The sequence below is a fragment of the Burkholderia metallica genome (genome assembly GCF_001718555.1).
Lineage (GTDB): Bacteria > Pseudomonadota > Gammaproteobacteria > Burkholderiales > Burkholderiaceae > Burkholderia > Burkholderia metallica.
The window spans coordinates 2,114,348-2,129,874 of sequence record NZ_CP013401.1; the positions used below are offsets into that span (position 1 = coordinate 2,114,348).

The following is a 15,527-nucleotide window of genomic DNA, read 5'->3' on the forward strand; positions in this document are numbered from 1 at the left end:
GCCGACCATGCCCTACGCCGTCCCCCAGGCCCAGCACGCCGACCGTGTGCTCGGCGCGCTCGCCGGACGCCTGCCCGCGCCGGCCGAATCCACGCGTCTCGTGTCGTCGTGGCAACGATCGCTGGAGCGCTACCGTCTCGACCCCGCTTCGTCGATCGGCCCGCGCGTGCTGACCGCGGCCGAGCTGCGCGAAGTGCGCGACAAGGAAGAGGCGTTCCTGCGCGCGTCGGGCCAGTGCCTGACGCGGCTGCACGACATGATCCGCGTGGCCGACTACTGCGTGATGCTGACCGACGCCCATGGGGTGACGATCGACTACCGGATCGACCGCGAGCGCCGCAACGACTTCCGCCATGCGGGGCTGCACATCGGCTCGTGCTGGTCGGAAAGCGAGGAAGGCACGTGCGGCGTCGCGAACGTGCTGACCGATCTCGCGCCGATCACCGTGCACAAGACCGATCACTTTCGCGCGGCGTTCACGACGCTCACCTGCAGCGCGGCGCCGATCTTCTCGCCGGGCGGCGAGTTGATCGGCGTGCTCGACGCGTCGGCCGTTCATTCGCCCGACGGCCGCGACAGCCAGCGGCTCGTCTATCAGCTCGTGCGGCAGAGCGCGGCGCTGATCGAGGACGGCTACTTCGTGCACAGCACCGCGCAGCACTGGATCTTGTTCGGGCATCCGAACCGTCACTACGTCGAAGCGCAACCCGAGTGGCTGATCGCGTTCGACGAATGCGGCAACATCGTCGCCGCGAACCGGCAGGCGCGCGATGCGCTGCCGGCACTGCGCGAACCGCGCCATATCGACGAGATCTTCGACGCGACCGAGATGCCGCTGCGCGATGCCGCGCGGCTCGACGCGATCGTCGCGCTGCGCTTGCGCGCGACCGGTGCGCCGCTCTACGCGCGGCTGCGTGCGCCGCTACGGCGCACGGGCCGCGAGCCCGGCACCGCGTCGCGCCGCCCGGGCACCGCGCAACGTCACGTCGGCGCGCTGACGCCGTTCCTGCACAGCAGCGACGCGCGCATCGCGCAGCAGGCCGAACTCGCGCTGCGGGTCGCGAGCAAGCGGCTGCCGATTCTCGTGCTCGGCGAAACCGGTGCGGGCAAGGAAGTGTTCGCGCGTGCGATTCACGACGCCGGTGCGCGGCGCGCGAGGCCGTTCGTCGCGGTCAACTGCGGCGCGCTGCCGGAAGCGCTGATCGAAAGCGAACTGTTCGGCTATGCGGCCGGCGCGTTTACCGGCGCACGCAAGCACGGCGCGCGCGGCAAGATCGCGCTCGCCGACGGCGGCACGCTGTTCCTCGACGAAATCGGCGACATGCCGCTCGCGCTGCAGACGCGCCTGTTGCGCGTGCTCGCCGACGGCGAAGTCGTGCCGCTCGGCAGCGATACGCCCGTGCGCGTCGATCTCGACGTGATCTGTGCGACGCACCGCGATCTCGCGCGCATGGTGGCCGACGGCGCGTTCCGCGAGGATCTGTACTACCGGCTGAGCGGCGCGACGTTCGAGCTGCCGCCGCTGCGCGAACGCGCCGACGTGCGCGACGTGATTGCCGCCGTCTTCGCCGAGGAAGCGCAGGCCACCGGCCACGTGCTGACGCTCGATGCGACGCTCGCCGAACAGCTCGCCGCGTATGCGTGGCCCGGCAACGTGCGGCAGTTGCGCAACGTGCTGCGCTATGCGTGCGCGGTGTGCGACGCCGCGCGCGTGACGCGGCACGACCTGCCGGCCGATATCGCCGCGCAGCTCGGCGGCGTCGCGCCCGGCGCGCTGCCCGACGACGAACGCGGCCGCATCGTCGCGGCGCTCACCGCGCACCGCTGGCGGCCCGACGCGGCCGCGCAGGCGCTCGGCATCTCGCGCGCGACGCTGTACCGGCGCATCGCGAAGCACCGGATCGTTGCGCCGCACCGCGCGTGACGCGCACGCGCGTGCGTCGTCATCCGGGCTGCCCGGCCGTTTCGCCTGCGTGCGCCGCGTGGCCGGCCGCTTCGTCGCGCCGCGTGAACACCTCGTGCGCGGCGAACAGCGCGTTGAGCGCGGCCGGCATCCCCGCGTACACGGCCATCTGCATGAAGATCTCGACGATCTCGTCGCGCGTGCAGCCGACGTTCAGCGCGGCCTCGATATGCACCTTCAACTGCGGCTGCGCGTTGCCGAGCGCGGCCAGCGCCGCGATCGTCGCGATTTCGCGCGCTCTCAGGTCGAGCTGCGGCCGGCTGTAGATGTCGCCGAAGCTGAATTCGACCAGGAGCCGCCCGAAATCCGGCGCGATCGGCGCCAGCGCCGCAATCACCCGCTCGCCCACCTCACCGTCGATTTCCTTCAGTTTGTTCCAGCCGCGCGTGTAGCGATCTTCAACGAGTCGTTCCATGATGTCCGTCCTGTTCCGATAAAGCGTGAGAGGGGTGGGCCCGTCGCGCCGTATCCCGTTCCTGTGCCTCGTAGTACGCGATCTTGTCGCTGATCGCGTCGAGGCTCGCCTGCAGCTCCGCGATATGCGCGCGCACCGCGTCGCGATGCGCGACTAGCAGATCGCGACGCGCGCCGAAGGTCGGCTCGCCCTGCGCGCGCAGTGCCGCGAACGCCTGCATCTGCGCGATCGGCATGCCGGTCGCCTTCAGGCGCATCACGAAGGCCAGCCAGTCGAGGTCGGCCGGCGCATAGAGCCGGTGTCCGGCCGCCGTGCGCGAAATCGCACGCAGCAGGCCGGCCTGCTCGTAGTACCGCAGCGTATGCGTCGACAAGCCGGTCGTTTCGGCGACCTGACCGATCGTCAGCGGGCCGGCGGAGGAAGGTTGGGATACGGTTTTCGACATGGCAGGAACAAGGTTAGGAGTTAGAGTTCACTCTAAGTCAAGCGCTATCGAACGGCCAGTGCGACATTCGTCGGCGACTGCCCGGCGACACCGTAAAGAATGGTCAAAATCACGTGCCGGCGCGGGTTTCGGTCTTTACAGCGCCGCAAGCCTTCAGCAAGATTCGGTCAGCTTGTCTTAAAAAGGGCACGCATTTGTCCTATGCTTAACGGCGACGCCCGGCCAGATCTCGCCCCGCCGTCCGTTGCAACAACCATTCATCCGTCAGAACCAGGGAGCCTTTGCCATGCTGAAAAAGCTGCTGATGTTGTTCGTCGCGCTATCGCTGTCGCTCGCCGCCGGTCTTGCCGCGGCCGTCGAAGTCAACACGGCCGACCAGGCCGCGCTCGAATCCGTGAAGGGTCTCGGGCCCGTGAAGTCGAAGGCGATCATCGACGAACGCACCAAGAACGGCCCGTTCAAGGACGCGGACGATCTCGCGAATCGCGTGAAGGGCCTCGGCACGAAGTCGGTCGGGCATCTCGAGGAAAACGGTCTGACGATCGGCGGCTCGGCGACGCCGCCGAAGGGCGTGAAGCTGTCGAAGCCGGCCGCGACGACGTCGGCCACCACGTCGGCCGGTACGGCGTCGACGTCCACGACCGCGACGGCCGGCACGACGGCCACTGTGCCGGCGGCAAGCGCGCCGGATGCGGCGGCGAAGCCGGCCAAGGCCAAGCGCATGACGAAGAAGGAAAAAGCGGCCGCGGCCGCGGCGGCGTCCGCCGATGCGGGTGCGAGCGCACCGGCCGCGGCGTCGTCGACGAAGGCGACGAAGGGTTCGAAGAAGAAGAGCAAGAAGGACAAGGCCGCCTCCGCCGCCACGGCGTCGGGCGCCTGATGTGCGCCGCGCGCGCGACGGCGTGCGCGCGGCATTCGTTCAAACGGGCGTCCGCTGCGTGACGCCCTTATCGGTAAAGGTGAAGAACCATGGGTCTCCTCGACATCGTTGGCGGTCTGCTCGGCGGCCAGGCCGGCGGCAACTCGCAAAGCGCGCTGATCACGACCGCGCTCGAATTCATCAACAACCAGCCGGGCGGCCTGAACGGCCTGATCGAGAAGTTCAAGGCCGGCGGCGCCGGCGACATCATCGGCTCGTGGGTCGGCACCGGCCAGAACCAGCCGATCTCGCCGGACACGCTGCAGAACGTGCTCGGCTCGGACGCGATCGGCGCGCTCGCGAGCAAGTTCGGCGTCGATCCGGCGATGGCCTCGACCGTGCTCGCACAGGTGCTGCCGCACGTCGTCAACCACGCGACGCCGGACGGCGCGGTCCCGGCCGACGGGCAGGCGCAGGTCGACCCGTCGAACGTGCTCGGCTCGCTGTCGCAGATCGCCGGCATGTTCGGCGGCAACAAGCAGGGCTGACGCACCGCGTCGTTGCGACGCGCCATAAGCAAACACCCCGCCGAGGCGGGGTGTTTGTTTTTGCACGCCCGGCGCGAAGCGGGGCTGCGGGGCGATGGCCGGAAGCCGGCGATCAGTGAACGACGCGGTCGAACACGAACTTGCCGTCGTGGACGTCGACCGGAATCACGTCCTTCGGACCGAAGCGGCCCGCGAGGATGAGCTTCGCGACCGGGTTCTCGATCTCCTGCTGGATCGCGCGCTTCAGCGGACGCGCACCGAACAGCGGGTCGTAGCCGACCTTCCCGATCTGTTCGAGCGCCGCGTCGGACACGTCGAGCGCCATGTCGAGCTTCGCGAGCCGATCGTGCAGGCGCGCGAGCTGGATCTTCGCGATCGACTCGATGTTGCTGCGGTCGAGCGCATGGAACACGACGACGTCGTCGATCCGGTTCAGGAACTCGGGGCGGAAATGCTGCTTCACCTCGAGCCACACGGCGTCCTTGATCTCTTCCTGCGGCGCACCCGTCATCGCCTGGATCACCTGCGAGCCGAGGTTCGACGTCATCACGATCACCGTGTTCTTGAAGTCGACCGTGCGCCCCTGCCCGTCCGTCATGCGGCCGTCGTCGAGCACCTGCAGCAGCACGTTGAACACGTCCGGATGCGCCTTCTCGATCTCGTCGAGCAGGATCACGCTGTACGGCTTGCGACGCACGGCTTCCGTCAGGTAGCCGCCTTCCTCGTAGCCGACGTAGCCCGGCGGCGCGCCGATCAGCCGCGCGACGCTGTGCTTCTCCATGAACTCGCTCATGTCGATGCGGATCAGGTGCTCTTCCGAATCGAACAGGAACGACGCCAGCGCCTTGCACAGCTCGGTCTTGCCGACCCCGGTCGGGCCGAGGAACAGGAACGAGCCGTACGGACGGTTCGGATCGGCGAGCCCCGCGCGCGACCGGCGGATCGCGTCGGCCACCGCGCTGATCGCCTCATCCTGGCCGACCACGCGCTCATGCAGCTTTTCCTCGATGTGCAGCAGCTTCTCGCGTTCGCCCTGCATCATCCGCGACACCGGGATCCCGGTGGAACGCGACACGACTTCCGCGATTTCCTCCGCCCCGACCTGCGTGCGCAGCAGGCGCGGGCGCGTCGGGTTGTGCTGCTCCTGCTCTTCGGCCTGCGTGACCTGCTTCAGCTGCGCCTCGAGCTGCGGCAGCTTGCCGTACTGCAGCTCGGCGACCTTCTCCAGCTTGCCTTCACGCTGCAGCCGCGCGATGTCGGCGCGCACCTTCTCGATCTCTTCCTTCAGTTGCGCGCTGCCCTGCACCGCCGCCTTCTCGGCCGTCCAGATTTCTTCGAGATCCGAATACTCGCGACCGAGCCGTTCGATCTCTTCCTCGATCAGTTGCAGGCGCTTCTGCGACGCTTCGTCCTGCTCCTTCTTCACCGCTTCGCGCTCGATCTTCAACTGGATCAGGCGACGATCGAGCTTGTCCATCTCTTCGGGCTTCGAATCGATTTCCATCTTGATCTTCGACGCGGCCTCGTCGATCAGGTCGATCGCCTTGTCCGGCAGGAAGCGGTCGGTGATGTAGCGATGCGACAGCTCGGCCGCGGCGACGATCGCCGGGTCGGTGATGTCGACGCCGTGGTGCAGTTCGTACTTCTCCTGCAGCCCGCGCAGGATCGCGATCGTCGCCTCGACGCTCGGCTCGTCGACGAGCACCTTCTGGAAGCGGCGCTCGAGCGCGGCGTCCTTCTCGATGTACTTGCGGTATTCGTCGAGCGTGGTCGCGCCGATGCAGTGCAGCTCGCCGCGCGACAGCGCCGGCTTCAGCATGTTGCCCGCATCCATCGCGCCTTCGGCCTTGCCCGCGCCGACCATCGTGTGGATTTCGTCGATGAAGACGATCGTCTGGCCTTCGTCCTTCGCGATGTCGTTGAGCACCGCCTTCAGGCGCTCCTCGAATTCGCCGCGGTACTTCGCGCCCGCGAGCAGCGCGGCCATGTCGAGCGACAGCACGCGCTTGCCCTTCAGCGTTTCAGGCACTTCGCCGTTGACGATGCGCTGCGCGAGCCCTTCGACGATCGCCGTCTTGCCGACGCCCGGCTCGCCGATCAGCACCGGGTTGTTCTTGGTGCGGCGCTGCAGGATCTGGATCGAGCGGCGGATTTCGTCGTCGCGGCCGATCACCGGATCGAGCTTGCCCGCACGGGCGCGTTCGGTCAGGTCGACCGTGTATTTCTTCAGCGCCTCGCGCTGGCTTTCCGCATCCTGGCTGTGCACCTGCGAGCCGCCGCGCACCGCGGCGATCGCGGCTTCCAGCGCCTTGCGCGTGAGGCCGTGCTGACGCGCGAGCTTGCCGGCTTCACCCTTGTCGTCGGATACGGCGAGCAGGAACATCTCGCTCGCGATGAACGTGTCGTTGAGCTTCTGCGCTTCCTTGTCGGCCTGGTTCAGCAGCCCGGCCAGTTCACGGCCGATCTGGATGTCGCCGCCCGTGCCCGTCACTTGCGGCAGGCGCGAGATCGCTTCGTTCAGCGCGCCTTGCAGCGCCTGCACGTGCACGCCTGCGCGCGACATCAGCGAGCGGGCGGAACCGTCCTGTTGCGCGACCAGCGCCGCGAGGACGTGAACGGGTTCGATGTATTGATTGTCGCGGCCTGCCGCGAGGCTTTGGGCGTCCGCGAGTGCTTCCTGGAACTTGGTGGTGAGCTTGTCGATTCTCATTTAGTCGAGACCTCCAATTTTCGATTACCACCAAGATGAGGATGGTTATGCGGCTTTCAAGCGAAATTCGGGTTGATTCAGCGCAAAATCGATGGACCGGCTCGACGCGGCCCGGGAACCGGCCCTGGCCGGATCGCGGCGTGCGGCGCGCGCGTGTCAGCCGGCCTTCGACGGCGACTCGGCGGGCACGGCAGCCTCTTCAGGCGACGCTGCGGCCGGTACGCGCACGAGCGGATGGATGCCGAGCAACGCCGCGAGCGGCGCAGCGGGTTCGACCAGTTCGCCGATCGTGTGACCGTCGAGTGCGGCGAAGAATGCGTCGCGCGCAGCGGCCAGGACGCCCTTGAGGCGGCACTGCGGCTCGATCACGCAGCCGCGCGCCTCGCCGTCGGCCGAGAAGCAGCCGACCAGCGCGAAATCGCTCTCGGTCGCGCGCACGACCTCGCCGACGGTCAGTCGCAGCGATTCGGGGAACAGCCGCAGCCCGCCATTGCGGCCGCGCACGGTGTCGACCCACCCGAGTTCGCCGAGCTGCTGGACGACTTTCATCAGATGGTTCTTCGAGATGCCGTAGGCGTCCGAGATCTCCTGGATCGTCGCGAGTCCCTCGCCGCGCACGGCAAGGTACAGCATCACGCGCAGCGAATAGTCGGTGTAGTCGGTGAGTCTCATGGGCGAATACGGAAAAAATCGATCGTGTACCGGATACGTAAGCCGGACCGATCGGGATGCGCACGGAGCCGGTCGGCGCCCCTGTCCCGCGGCCCCGGATTGCCGGAATGGCGCGCACGCAATAAGATGCGTGACATCTGCACGTTTTTCAGCGGTTATTGGACGTTATTTTGCGTCAAAATCCGGCCGGCGTCCTGACCGATGCCAGCGCCGCCGCCCCGTCGTTGCCCCCCTGCCGGCCCTTTTGCCATGACCGTCCTGCCTGCCTCGCCCGAACCCGCACCGGCCCGCCCTCGCGACGCCGAGCCGACCGAAGAGAACATCCGCGATCTCGTCTGCGCGTTCTACGACCGCGTGCGCGCCGATCCGCTGCTCGGGCCCGTGTTCGACGCGAAGCTGGCCGGCCGCTGGGACGACCACCTGCCGAAGATGGTCACGTTCTGGTCGAGCCTCGTGCTCGGCACCAAGGGCTATCGCGGCAACGTGCAGCAGGCGCACCAGCCGCTCGACGGGATCGAGCCGGCGCATTTCAGCCGCTGGCTGTCGCTGTTCCTGAAGACGGTCGAGACGCGCTACGCGCCGCCGGCGGCGATCCGCTTCATGGAACCCGCGCTGCGGATCGCGCAGAGCCTGCAGTTGAGCCGGTTCGGCTGGGATTATCGGATTCCGCCCGAGCAGCAGGCGCTGCTCGATGCGATCGCGCCGCGCCGTCGCGATACGGGCGACGATTCGCACGCGTTGCCGTCACCCGCGTCGCGACGGCGCGGCGAGCCGTTTCCGACGAAGATCATCGGCCGCGGCACCGATCCGGACGCGTAACGCGGCGCCATCGCACGCGACGCCTGCGCGCGTGCGACACCACGTCGCATCACCCGGCAGCGCCCCGCTCAGCGCGGTGCGTTGCCCGATTCGATTCCCCAGCGCGCGAGCGCGGCATCGTCGGTGCTGCGTGCATCGACCCAGCGCTCGCCATCGGGCGTGGTTTCCTTCTTCCAGAACGGCGCGTCGGTCTTCAGGTAGTCCATCACGAACTCGCACGACGCGAACGCATCGCCGCGATGCGACGCGACCGTCGCGACCATCACGATCTGGTCGAGCGGCAGGAGCCGGCCGACGCGATGCACGATCGCGACGTCGATGCCCGGCCAGCGCCGGGCAGCCTCGGCGGCGATCTTCTCGAGCGCCTTCTCGGTCATCCCCGGATAGTGCTCGAGCTCCATCGCGGCCACCGAATCGCCTTCGTTCAGGTCGCGCACAGTCCCGACGAAGCACGCGATCGCGCCGATCTTCGGGTTGCGCGCGCGCAATGCCGCGACCTCGGCGTTCAGGTCGAAATCGTCGGTCTGGACTCGTATCGTTGCCATCGCCCGTGCCTCAACCGCCCGTCACCGGCGGAAAGAACGCGACCTCGCAACCGTCGGTGAGCCGCGTGCCGGGATCGGTCATCTCGTGGTTGCACGCCATGCGCAACGCGCGCCCGTCGGCAAGCGTCTCGGCCCATGCCCCCCCGCGCGTACGCAGCCAGGCGCGCACGTCGCCCACGGTCGTCACGCTGTCCGGCACGTCGGCCTGCTCGTCGGCGACGCCCAGTGCCTCGCGCACGCTTGCAAAAAATTTCAGCTGAATCTTCATGGTTCGGGAAGCCGTCGGATTACGACAGCAGTTCGGAAAACGGAATGAAACGCACGGTCTCGCCCGCGCTGATCGCGTGCTGCGGCGGATTGTCGATCAGGCCGTCACCCCAGACGGTCGACGTCAGTACCGCCGAGCTCTGGTTCGGGAACAGGTCGAGGCCGCCAGCCGCGTTCACGCGCGCGCGCAGGAATTCGTTGCGCCGGTCGCCCTTGCCTTGCGAGAAGTCGGCACGCAGCGACAGCGCGCGCGGCGCGACGTCGCGCACGCCGGAAAGGCGCAGCAGGAACGGCCGCACGAACAGCAGGAACGTGACGAAACTCGATACCGGGTTGCCCGGCAGCCCGATGAAGTGGGCATCGGCGCGATCGTCGCCGCGGCGCACCGCACCGTACGCGAGCGGCTTGCCGGGCTTCATCGCGATCTGCCACAGTGCGAGCCGCCCTTCGGCCTCGACGGCCGGCTTCACGTGATCCTCGTCGCCGACCGATACGCCGCCGCTCGTCAGGATCACGTCGTGATCGCGCGCGGCCGCGCGCAGCGTGTCGCGCGTCGCGGCGAGCGAATCGGGCACGATGCCGTAGTCGGTGACGTGGCAGCCGAGCCGCTCCAGCAGCCCGCGCAGCGTGAAACGGTTCGAGTTGTAGATCGCGCCGGGCTTCAGCGGCTCGCCGGGCATCGTCAGTTCGTCGCCGGTGAAGAACACCGCGACGCGAATCCGCCGCGCGACCGGCAATTGCGCGCAGCCGACCGACGCGGCGAGGCCGAGCGCCTGCGGCGTGAGCCGCGTGCCGGCCGGCAGGATCACCGAGCCCTGCCGGATATCCGCGCCCTGCGCGGTGATCCATTCACCGGCCTTCGGCGTATGCAGGATCTCGACCGCATCGCCGTCGGCCGCCGTCTGCTCCTGCATCACGACCGCGTCGGCGCCGGGCGGCACCGTCGCGCCGGTGAAGACCCGCGCGGCCGTGCCGGCCGCGAGCGGCGCGGCCGGATGACCGGCCGGAATGCGCTGCGACACCGGCAAACGCCGCTCGCCGTGCAAAAGGTCGGCGACGCGCACCGCATAGCCGTCCATCGCGCTCGTATGCATCGGCGGCACGTCGAGCGGCGAGCTCACATCGGCCGCCAGCACGCGGCCGAGCGCATCGAGCGTGGCGACGGTTTCGGTGCCGGGCAACGGCTTCGCGGCATCGAGCAGCGCGGCGAGCGCTTCGGCGGTCGACAGCATCGGCGCGCGCGGCGCCGCGGGGTTCGGGTTCGACATCGATGGAATCGGGGATCGTTGGAGTCAATACGTCATTGTAGCGACGCCATCGCGCGGGCGCGCGACATGGCGGACATGCGCAAACTGTGATGCGCGCGAATGCGCGAGTCTGGCACTGGTTTTGCCGCGCGGCAGCGCCAAACGAAACGGCCGGAACCCCGATCCGTTCGACGAATCGGCATTCCGGCCGTACTGCGCAGCCGGGCCCGCGGCCCGGCCGAGCGTCATGCGCCCGTATGGGCGGCGATGAAGTCCTTCACCTGCTGCGCGTCGGCCTTCACGACCTCGAAGCGCTGCGGCAGCGCCTCGAGCCCGTCGAACGCGGCCGGACGCTCGGCTTCGCGATCGAGCGCTTCGCGAATCGTCTCGCCGAACTTGATCGGCTGCGCGGTTTCGAGCACGACCATCGGCACGCCCGCGTCCAGATGCTCGCGCGCGACCTTCACGCCGTCGGCCGTGTGCGTATCGATCATCGTGTCGTAACGCGAGAACACGTCGCGGATCGTCGCGATGCGGTCGGTGTGGCTGCTGCGGCCCGACACGAAACCGAACTCGGCCACGCGCGCGAAATCGCCGCTCGCGGCGAGATCGAAGCCGCCCTTCTCCTCGACGTCGCGGAACAGCTGCATCACGCGCGCCGGATCGCGGCCGAGCAGGTCGAACACGAAGCGCTCGAAGTTCGACGCCTTCGAGATGTCCATGCTCGGGCTGCTCGTGTGATAGGTGTTCTCGGCGCTGCGCACGCGATACGCGCCGGTGCGGAAGAACTCGTCGAGCACGTCGTTCTCGTTGGTCGCGACCACGAGCTTCGCGATCGGCAGCCCCATCATCCGCGCGATGTGCCCTGCGCACACGTTGCCGAAGTTGCCCGACGGCACCGTGAACGATACGCGTTCGTCGTTGGACTTCGTCGCCGCGAAATAGCCCTTGAAGTAGTACACGACCTGCGCGACGACCCGCGCCCAGTTGATCGAGTTGACCGTGCCGATCTTCTGCTGCGCCTTGAACGCGTGATCGTTCGACACCGCCTTCACGATGTCCTGGCAATCGTCGAACACGCCTTCGACCGCGAGGTTGAAGATGTTCGGGTCCTGCAGGCTGAACATCTGCGCCGTCTGGAACGCGCTCATCTTCTTGTGCGGCGACAGCATGAACACGCGCACGCCGGCCTTGCCGCGCATCGCGTATTCGGCCGCGCTGCCGGTGTCGCCGGACGTCGCGCCGAGAATGTTCAGCGTCTGCCCGTGCTTCGCGAGCGTGTACTCGAACAGGTTGCCGAGCAGCTGCATCGCCATGTCCTTGAACGCGAGCGTCGGGCCGTTCGACAGTTCGAGCAGCGAGATCGGCGCGCCGTTCTCGGTGCCGAGCGTCTTCAGCGGCGTGATGTCGGCTGCGTTTTCGCCATGGCGCGTGTTGCTGTACACGGCGGCCGTGTACGTGCGGCGCGTGATCGCGCGCAGGTCGTCGGCCGGCACGTCGTCGCAGAACTTCGACAGGATCTCGAACGCGAGATCCGCGTACGGCAGCGTGCGCCAGCGCGCGAGCTCGTCGGCGGACACCTTCGGATACTCAGCCGGCAGGTAGAGCCCGCCGTCCTTCGCGAGACCGCCGAGCAGGATGTCGGAGAACGTGTGGCGCTCGCCGATGCCGGCGCCGCGCGTGGAAATGTAGTTCATGTCGTCCTCGGCTCAGTTCAGCGCTTCCATGCGCAGCTTCGTTACCTTCGAGACCACCGTCGCCAGGCTCTCGATCTGCGCGATCGCCGCGTTGACGTTCTTCTCGAGCGTCTCGTGCGTGATCAGGATGATGTCGGTCTCGCCGTTCGCGCCGTCGATCTGCTCCGACTCCTTCTGCAGCAGCGCATCGATCGAGATGCCCGACTCGGCGAGGATGCGCGTGATCGCGGCGAGCACGCCGGTCTGATCGGCGACGCGCAGGCGCAGGTAGTAGCCGCTCGTCACTTCCTCGATCGGCAGGATCGGCGTGTTCGACAGGCTGTCCGGCTGGAACGCGAGATGCGGCACGCGATGCTCCGGGTCCGCCGTGTGCAGGCGCGTGACGTCGACGAGATCGGCGACCACGGCCGATGCGGTCGGCTCCGCGCCCGCGCCCTTGCCGTAGTACAGCGTCGTGCCGACCGCGTCGCCGCGCACGACGACCGCGTTCATCGCGCCTTCGACGTTCGCGAGCAGGCGCTTTTCCGGGATCAGCGTCGGGTGCACGCGCAGCTCGATGCCGTTTTCGGCGCGGCGCGTGATGCCGAGCAGCTTGATCCGGTAGCCGAGCTCTTCCGCGTAGCGGATGTCGGTCGCGTCGAGCTTGCTGATGCCCTCGACGTACGCGCGGTCGAACTGCACCGGCACGCCGAACGCGATCGCGCTCATGATCGTCGCCTTGTGCGCGGCGTCGACGCCCTCGATGTCGAAGGTCGGATCGGCTTCCGCGTAGCCGAGCTCCTGCGCGGCCTTCAGCGCGGTCGCGAAGTCGAGCCCGCGGTCGCGCATTTCCGACAGGATGTAGTTGGTCGTGCCGTTGATGATGCCCGCGATGTACTGGATGCGGTTGGCGGTGAGCCCTTCGCGCAGCGCCTTGATGATCGGGATGCCGCCGGCGACGGCCGCCTCGAACGCGACCATCACGCCCTTCGCGCGCGCCGCTTCGAAGATTTCGGTGCCGTGCACCGCGAGCAGCGCCTTGTTGGCCGTCACGACGTGCTTGCCGTTCGCGATCGCGCGCAGCACGAGGTCGCGCGCGATGCCCGTGCCGCCGATCATCTCGGCGACGATCGCGATCGACGGATCGTCGACGACCGCGTTGAAATCGTCGGTGATCTGCGCGGTGCCGGCATTGCCGCCGAGCGCGGCCAGCGCCTTGGCCGGGTTGCGCACCGCAATGCGCGTCACCTCGATGCCGCGCCCCGCGCGTCGCTTGATTTCTTCCTGGTTGCGGCCCAGCACCGTGAAGGTGCCGCTGCCCACCGTGCCGAAGCCCAACAGGCCAACTTTGATCGGTTCCATGCTGCGTGTGATCGATGAGTAAGAAGTAGTGAGTGCCGTGTGGCCCTGCCGCTCAGGCCGAATGGCGCTTGCGGTAGCCGTCGAGGAAGCGTGCGATCCGGTTGATGGAATCGGTCAGGTCGTCGAGGTTCGGCAGGAAGACCACGCGGAAGTGATCCGGGCTCGCCCAGTTGAAACCCGTGCCCTGCACGAGCAGCACGCGCTCCTCGAGCAGCAGGTCGAGTATGAACTGCTGGTCGTTCTGGATCGGATAGATTTTCGGATCGAGGCGCGGGAACATGTACAGCGCGGCCTGCGGCTTCACGCAGGTCACGCCGGGGATCGACGTGAGCATGTCGTACGCGAGCTCGCGCTGCTTATACAGGCGCCCGCTCGGCACGATCAGCTCGTTGATGCTCTGGTAGCCGCCGAGCGCCGTCTGGATCGCGAACTGCCCGGGCACATTCGCGCACAGGCGCATCGACGACAGGATGCCGAGCCCCTCGAGATAGTCCTTCGCGCGCCGGCGGTTGTCGCCGCCGAGGCCCGACACGGCCATCCAGCCCGCGCGGTAGCCGCACGAGCGATAGCTCTTCGACAGGCTGTTGAACGTGACGGTGATCACGTCCTCCGACAGCGCACCCAGCGCCGTGTGCTCGAGACCGTCGTAGACGATCTTGTCGTACACCTCGTCGGCGAACACGATCAGCCCGTGCTGGCGCGCGATCTCGAGCAGTTCGAGCAGCAATTCGTCCGAATAAAGCGCGCCCGTCGGGTTGTTCGGGTTGATCACGACGATCGCCTTCGTGTTCGGCGTGATCTTGCGGCGGATGTCGTCGAGATCGGGCATCCATGCGTTCTGCTCGTCGCAGATGTAATGCACCGGCGTGCCGCCCGACAGGCTGACCGCGGCCGTCCAAAGCGGGTAGTCGGGCGCCGGCAGCAGCACTTCGTCGCCGTCGTTTAGCAGCGCCTGGCTCGCCATCACGATCAGCTCGGACGCGCCGTTGCCGATGTAGATGTCGTCGAGGCCGACGCCCACGACGCCCTTTTCCTGCGTGTAATGCATCACGGCCTTGCGCGCCGAGAACACGCCCTTCGAATCCGAGTAGCCGGACGACGCCGGCAGGTTGCGGATCATGTCCTGGATGATCTCGTCCGGCGCGTCGAAACCGAACGGCGCGAGGTTGCCGATGTTCAGCTTGATGATGCGGTGGCCTTCTTCCTCGAGGCGCTTGGCGTGCTCGAGCACCGGGCCACGGATGTCGTAGCAGACGTTGAGCAGCTTGTTCGACTTCTGAATCGGTTTCACGACGACACGGTTCCTGGCTTGGCCTTGCGGCCGGGGGGACGGGATCAAAACTGGAAAGCGGCCGGTCTGTGCGCGCTGTCTAGACTGGGAAAAAGCGGGCGGTCGGGCGCGGCTTGTGGCGACGCGCGACGCAAGTGGCGCCCGGGGGCGACCAAAAAGTTATAATTTAGCGGATTTTGGCCGACTTTCGCAATGCACCATGGCCGCGCCGGGCCCGCGCCGTCAGGCGTCCCGCGTGCCCCGGGCGAGCGAAACCGGCCATCCGGGCCCGTGTGGCCTGCGATACATTCCCCTACGGAACCGCGGAATACCGACTTGAAACTGCACCAGGACACGAGCGGCGCGCTCAACACCGTCACCGGCTACGGCCCCGATTATGTCGACGTCAATCTCGAACGCCATGAAACGAGCGTCATCGTGCTGCCCGGCGCGCCGGTCCAGGCATGGCCCGTGTCGTCGTTCGACGCGCTCGCGCCCGAGCATTTCGCGATGCTGCTCGACCCGACGCCCGAACTCGTGATCTTCGGCAGCGGCGCGCGGCTGCGCTTCCCGCACCCGCGGCTCGTCGCCGCGCTCACGGCGAAGCGGATCGGCGTCGAGACGATGGATTTCCAGGCGGCCTGCCGCACCTACAACATCCTGATGGCCGAGGGCCGCAAAGTCGCCGCCGCGCTCTTAATTGAACGTTAATCCCCGATGCGGTAAAAC

Annotated in this window: 15 protein-coding genes; 5 read left to right on the top strand and 10 right to left on the bottom strand. The window is 67.6% G+C overall.

From position 1 onward, the window contains the following. Positions 1-7 precede the first annotated feature (7 nt). Positions 8-1,924, top strand: coding sequence for a sigma-54-dependent Fis family transcriptional regulator (locus WJ16_RS09460; protein ID WP_069256842.1), 1,917 nt, complete (start codon positions 8-10; stop codon positions 1,922-1,924). A gap of 19 nt (positions 1,925-1,943) precedes the next feature. On the opposite strand, the gene WJ16_RS09465 is transcribed toward WJ16_RS09460, so the two are convergent. After that, positions 1,944-2,378, bottom strand: a complete 435-nt coding sequence (locus WJ16_RS09465) for a carboxymuconolactone decarboxylase family protein (protein ID WP_069256843.1) — start codon at positions 2,376-2,378, stop codon at positions 1,944-1,946. Further along, positions 2,362-2,823: a MerR family transcriptional regulator gene (locus WJ16_RS09470; RefSeq protein WP_069256844.1), complete on the bottom strand. Its 462-nt coding sequence runs from the start codon at positions 2,821-2,823 to the stop codon at positions 2,362-2,364. Before WJ16_RS09470 ends, WJ16_RS09465 begins: the two co-directional genes overlap by 17 nt. Positions 2,824-3,109: 286 nt before the next feature. On the opposite strand from WJ16_RS09470, the gene WJ16_RS09475 reads away from it, so the two are divergent. After that, positions 3,110-3,703 carry a ComEA family DNA-binding protein gene (locus tag WJ16_RS09475; RefSeq protein ID WP_069256845.1) on the top strand — a complete coding sequence of 198 codons (594 nt, stop codon included), beginning with the start codon at positions 3,110-3,112 and terminating at the stop codon, positions 3,701-3,703. An 89-nt stretch (positions 3,704-3,792) separates the two neighbouring features. Further along, positions 3,793-4,230: a YidB family protein gene (locus tag WJ16_RS09480; protein ID WP_069256846.1), complete on the top strand. Its 438-nt coding sequence runs from the start codon at positions 3,793-3,795 to the stop codon at positions 4,228-4,230. A 112-nt stretch (positions 4,231-4,342) separates the two neighbouring features. On the opposite strand, the gene clpB is transcribed toward WJ16_RS09480, so the two are convergent. Then, complete coding sequence (clpB, locus tag WJ16_RS09485; RefSeq protein WP_069256847.1) at positions 4,343-6,940, bottom strand: ATP-dependent chaperone ClpB; 2,598 nt, start codon at positions 6,938-6,940, stop codon at positions 4,343-4,345. A 156-nt stretch (positions 6,941-7,096) separates the two neighbouring features. Further along, positions 7,097-7,612 (bottom strand): Rrf2 family transcriptional regulator, encoded by a 516-nt coding sequence (locus WJ16_RS09490; RefSeq protein ID WP_069256848.1) that lies wholly within the window; start codon positions 7,610-7,612, stop codon positions 7,097-7,099. A 249-nt stretch (positions 7,613-7,861) separates the two neighbouring features. Here WJ16_RS09490 and WJ16_RS09495 point away from each other — a divergent pair, with 249 nt between their 5' ends. After that, positions 7,862-8,431, top strand: coding sequence for a group III truncated hemoglobin (locus tag WJ16_RS09495; protein WP_069256849.1), 570 nt, complete (start codon positions 7,862-7,864; stop codon positions 8,429-8,431). Between the two features lie 68 nt (positions 8,432-8,499). Here WJ16_RS09495 and WJ16_RS09500 read toward each other — a convergent pair whose 3' ends face one another. The 6 genes from WJ16_RS09500 to WJ16_RS09525 all read right to left on the bottom strand — a co-directional run bounded on the left by WJ16_RS09500 (position 8,500) and on the right by WJ16_RS09525 (position 14,819). Further along, on the bottom strand, positions 8,500-8,976 hold the full coding sequence (locus tag WJ16_RS09500; RefSeq protein ID WP_069256850.1) for a molybdenum cofactor biosynthesis protein MoaE: 477 nt from the start codon (positions 8,974-8,976) through the stop codon (positions 8,500-8,502). A 10-nt stretch (positions 8,977-8,986) separates the two neighbouring features. Continuing rightward, on the bottom strand, positions 8,987-9,244 hold the full coding sequence (gene moaD / locus WJ16_RS09505; RefSeq protein ID WP_069256851.1) for a molybdopterin converting factor subunit 1: 258 nt from the start codon (positions 9,242-9,244) through the stop codon (positions 8,987-8,989). 19 nt (positions 9,245-9,263) lie between these two features. Next, positions 9,264-10,511 (bottom strand): molybdopterin molybdotransferase MoeA, encoded by a 1,248-nt coding sequence (locus WJ16_RS09510; protein WP_069256852.1) that lies wholly within the window; start codon positions 10,509-10,511, stop codon positions 9,264-9,266. Positions 10,512-10,735: 224 nt separating this feature from the next. Continuing rightward, complete coding sequence (gene thrC / locus WJ16_RS09515) at positions 10,736-12,187, bottom strand: threonine synthase (protein WP_069256853.1); 1,452 nt, start codon at positions 12,185-12,187, stop codon at positions 10,736-10,738. A gap of 12 nt (positions 12,188-12,199) precedes the next feature. Beyond that, positions 12,200-13,528 carry a homoserine dehydrogenase gene (locus WJ16_RS09520; protein ID WP_069256854.1) on the bottom strand — a complete coding sequence of 443 codons (1,329 nt, stop codon included), beginning with the start codon at positions 13,526-13,528 and terminating at the stop codon, positions 12,200-12,202. A 52-nt stretch (positions 13,529-13,580) separates the two neighbouring features. Then, a complete protein-coding gene (locus tag WJ16_RS09525) occupies positions 13,581-14,819 on the bottom strand; it encodes a pyridoxal phosphate-dependent aminotransferase (protein WP_069256855.1) in 1,239 nt (412 codons plus the stop codon). A gap of 315 nt (positions 14,820-15,134) precedes the next feature. Between WJ16_RS09525 and WJ16_RS09530 the strand changes: the two genes are divergently transcribed. Next, on the top strand, positions 15,135-15,509 hold the full coding sequence (locus WJ16_RS09530) for an Mth938-like domain-containing protein (RefSeq protein WP_012328660.1): 375 nt from the start codon (positions 15,135-15,137) through the stop codon (positions 15,507-15,509). Positions 15,510-15,527: the final 18 nt, after the last annotated feature.